At 72.9% G+C, this 4,276-nt stretch carries 3 protein-coding genes; 2 read left to right on the top strand and 1 reads right to left on the bottom strand.

Features of this window, described 5'->3' with window-relative positions; all coding sequences use genetic code 11:
• A partial coding sequence (locus tag GT042_RS08825; protein ID WP_237530596.1) for an ATP-binding protein occupies nt 1-1,566 on the bottom strand: 1,566 nt, incomplete at its 3' end.
• A gap of 347 nt (nt 1,567-1,913) precedes the next feature.
• Here GT042_RS08825 and GT042_RS08820 point away from each other — a divergent pair.
• Both GT042_RS08820 and GT042_RS08815 read left to right on the top strand, forming a co-directional pair.
• On the top strand, nt 1,914-2,849 hold the full coding sequence (locus GT042_RS08820) for a helix-turn-helix transcriptional regulator (RefSeq protein ID WP_161308154.1): 936 nt from the start codon (nt 1,914-1,916) through the stop codon (nt 2,847-2,849).
• A 154-nt stretch (nt 2,850-3,003) separates the two neighbouring features.
• On the top strand, nt 3,004-4,276 hold a 1,273-nt coding region (locus tag GT042_RS08815; protein ID WP_161308153.1), incomplete at its 3' end, for a D-alanyl-D-alanine carboxypeptidase.

Here is a 4,276-nt window from a genome sequence, read left to right as displayed (position 1 = left end):
GTTGCCGTTGCCGTTGCCGTTGCCATGACCTTGGCCGTTGCCGTTGCTCCGGCCGCCGTTGCCCGGCGCGCCGACCGGGCCGCCCCGGTGCTCGGGGATCTGCGCCCCCACCGCGGTACGGCGGCCCAGGTTGTGCGAGCCGAGGGGGGCGCGGCCACGGCTGCGCCGCTGCGGCAGTCCGTTCTCCGTCCACTCCGTGACGACGGGCGCGTCGTCCTCCAGGGCGGCGGTGACCCGGGCGGGCCGCTGCGGACCCGTGATCGGGCGGGGCACCCGCGCCCCGGGACGCGTCTGCTCCCCCGGACGTACGTGCTCTCCGGGACGCACCCGGTCGCCGGGCCGCAACGCGTCCACCGTGGGCAGCTCCGCACCGCTGCCCCGGGGCAGCGCCGAGGCGCCGATGCCGTGCGCGACACCGGGCGCGGGGCCGGTGGTGATGACGTCGCGCGGTACGACGAGGACGGCGCGGACCCCGCCGTACGCGGACTGCCGCAGCGACACCTGGAGGTTGTACATCTGGCAGAGCCGGCCGACGACGGCCATGCCGAGGCGGGGGGTCTCGCCGAGGTCGTTGAGGTCGATGCCGGCCTGGGCCTGCGCGAGCATGCGCTCGGCCCTGGTCCTGGCCTCCTCGCTGAGGCTGACCCCGCCGTCCTCGATCTCGATCGCGATGCCGGTCTGCACCTCGACCGCCGTGACATGGACACGGGTCTGCGGCGGCGAGTAGCGGGTGGCGTTGTCGAGGAGTTCGGCGCAGGCGTGGATGAGCGGTTCGACGGCGGTGCCGATGATCGCGACCTTGGCGATCGAGTGCAGGTCGACCCGCTGGTACTCCAGGATCCGGGACATCGCGCCGCGCAACACGCTGAACAGCGGTACGGGCTTGGGCCATTGGCGGCCGGGGCGCGCCTTGCCGAGCACCGCGATGCTGTCGGCGAGCCGGCCGATCAGCGCGGTGCCGTGGTCGATCCGCAGCAGGTCGTCGAAGACCTCGGGGTTGCGGCCGTGGTGCTCCTCCATCTCCCGCAGCTCGCTGGCCTGTTGGTGCACGATGGCCTGCACGCGGCGGGCGATGTTCACGAAGGAGCGCTGCGCGGACTCGCGCATGGCCTCCTCGTTGTCGACGATGTCCAGCACCGAGCGCAGCAAGGCGCGCTGCGCCGGGGGCAGTTCGCGGTAGTTCTCGTCGCCGTCCACGACGACGCGGATCACCTCCAGAGGTGACTCGCCCTGGCGCAGCCGGTGGATCGCGGCGGGCATCAGCTCCTTGCCGAGCCGTACGGTCTCCTCGTCGTGCTCGGCGAGATACCGCTCCAACAGCGCGACGCGGTGGGCGTACCGCTCGTCGAGCGCACGGACCGCCCGGCCGCGCCGGGCCACTTCGGCCGCGTACCAGGTGACGACAACGGTCGCGACCGCGCCGTACAGCACGATCGGTATCCGGGCGGCGTCGGCGACGACGGCCACGGTGGCCGCCGTCGCCGCGACCATCAGGGCGGCGGGGAGCGCCAGGGTGCGGACGACGGGGGGCGCTTGATCAGTCGGGGGTGCTTCAACACGAACCATGTAAGCCCTCTGGCGGTCGATTCAGTCGGATCAACAGTCGGATCATTCGAATGATTCAGACAGGTGCGAACAAATGCCTGATTTCATCTCAACTCGGCACGCTCCGCGAGAGCCTAGCCCGGCCGAATCGCCGCATCGGCATAATCGTTCAACCTCCTGCACGACCCGGTCCGGCAGGCATAGACTCGCGCCTTTGCACGCTGAGCATCCACAGAAGTACGAAGAGTGACCACAACGATACGAGTATCGAACGGGTGAACGATTATCACTCCGCGTCCGTACGCGCCCCGGCGCGGCCGACCCCCCGGCGCCGGGCAGGGTTGCCCATACCCCCTGATACTGGACGCATGAGCCGACACGGAGAGCTGGGCACGGCCCTGCACCGCTGGCGTGACCGGATCACCCGGGCCGAGGCCGGGCTGCCCGCCGACGAGTCCCGCCGACCGCCCGGCCTGCGCCGGGAGGAGCTGGCCGAGCTGACCGGACTGTCCGTGGAGTACATCGTCCGGCTGGAACAGGGCCGGGCGACCTCACCGTCCGTCCAGGTCCTCACCACCCTGGCCCGCGCCCTGCGGCTGTCAGACGGTGAGCGCCGGCACCTGTTCCTCCTCGCCGGACAGTCCCCGCCCGCCACCGGGCACGTCTCGGACCACGTACCGCCGAGTGTGCGGCGCCTGCTCGACCAGCTGACCGGCACGCCGTGCGGGGTGTACGACGCCGCCTGGAACCTGATCACCTGGAACCCGCTGTGGGCCGCCCTCCTCGGGGACCCGGCGGCGCAGCAGGGCCGAGGCCGCAACGCTGTCTGGCAGCACTTCGCCGGACTGCCCAGCCGCATCAGCCACACGCTGGAGCAGGAGGCGCGCTTCGAGGCCGCCGTCGTCGCCGACCTGCGGGCCGCGACCGTCCGCTACCCCACCGACGAGAAGCTGCGGTTCCTCATCGGCGACCTGCGCCGCGTCAGCAGCCGGTTCGGGCAGCTGTGGAACTCCCGGATCGCCGGGTTCCACGACAGCGACACCAAGACCGTCCATCACCCGGATGTCGGACCGGTGGACGTGGACTACGACACGTTCGTCGCGCCGGGCAACGACCTGCGGATCGTCACCTGCTCGGCCGCGCCCGGCACGCCCGAGGCCGACCGGCTCAAGCTGCTGGACGTCATCGGGCCCGAGCGGATGGCGGAGGCCGACCCGTCCCTGGTCCCGGATCCGACGCTCTCGGCGCCGGTGGCCTCCCCGGCACCGGCCACCGCCTCGACGCCCGATCCCGCCGACCACTGACCGCCGGCTCACCACTGACCCCGGTCGTCACCCGATCGGGCGCGCGGTCACCTCCCTCACTCAGGGTGCACGGATGTACGGGCGACGGACGCCCGTACGTCCGGACGGCGCAGGTGGCGGTGCGGGGAGCGCCCACCGTTCCTACCGTGGCTGAATGATCATCAGATCCGTGACGCGCTCCGCGCTCTCCGGGACGGTGGCCCTCGCCACCGGCCTGCTGGTCCTCCTGCCCGCGCCCTCACCGGCCGCCGCCCCCACCAGGACCGAACCCGTCCCGCCGGCCGCCGGTTCCTCCCGCGCCGCCGATCGCACGCTGCTGTACGAACCGGGCACGCGGGTACGCCCCGCCCCCGGCGCGCCGTCGCTCCCGAGCGATGTCTCCGCCCTGTCCTGGCTCGTCGCCGACGCCGGGACGGGTGATGTCCTCGCCGCCCACGACGCCCACCGCCGGCTGCCGCCCGCGAGCACCCTCAAGACCCTCTTCGCCGTCACCGCCCTGCCGCACCTGTCCGAGCACGCCCGGCACACCGTCACCGAGGACGACCTGGCGGGGATCGGCGAGGGGAGCAGCCTGGTGGGCGTGATCCCCGGCCAGTCCTACCGAGTGGCCGACCTGTGGCGCGGTGTTTTCCTCAGCTCCGGCAACGACGCGGTGCGGGTCCTCGCCGCGATGAACGGCGGCTGGGACTCGACGGTGACCCAGATGCGCGAGAAGGCACGGATGCTGGGCGCGCTCGACACCCATGTCGTGTCCCCGGACGGCTACGACGAGCCGGGCCAGGTGTCCTCGGCGTACGACCTGGCCGTGTTCGGCCGTACGGGCCTGGCCTCACCGGAGTTCGTACGGTACAGCTCGACCGCCGAGGCGCAGTTCCCCGGCGACAAGGGCACGTACGGCATCCAGAACACCAACCGGCTGCTCAGCGGGGCCGGCGGCGTGGAGCGCTATCCGGGGCTGATCGGCGTCAAGAACGGCTACACCTCGCGGGCCGGCAACACGCTCGTCGCCGCCGCCCGGCGCGGGGACCGGACGCTGCTGGTGACGGTGATGAACCCGCAGTCGGGCGCCTACCAGGCGGTGTACGAGGAGGCCAGGTCGCTGCTGGACTGGGGCTTCGCCGCCGAGGGGCAGGTCACCCCGGTGGGCTCACTGCGTCCCGCGCCGGCCGATCCGGTGACTCCGCCGCGCCTCCGGGCCGGGAAGCCGGTTCGGGGCGGGGCGCGGAGTGGTGCGGACGAGACCGAACGGATCCTGCGGACGGAGCGGAAGCAGCGGACGCAGGGTACGGAGGGGGCGGGCCCGACCGAGCCGGCCGGGACGGGCGGGACCGTGTCCGGAGTCGTGGGCGAGCCGATGACCGGGGCGCTCGGCGGGGCGCACGGGCCCGAAGTGCGGTCCGGCGCGGGGGCGTCGGGCCCCGGGGGCC

The sequence above is a fragment of the Streptomyces sp. SID3212 genome (assembly GCF_009865405.1).
Taxonomy (GTDB): Bacteria; Actinomycetota; Actinomycetes; order Streptomycetales; family Streptomycetaceae; genus Streptomyces.
The sequence above is the reverse complement of the archived record's forward strand: the minus strand, read 5'-3'. Positions and strand labels throughout refer to the sequence as shown.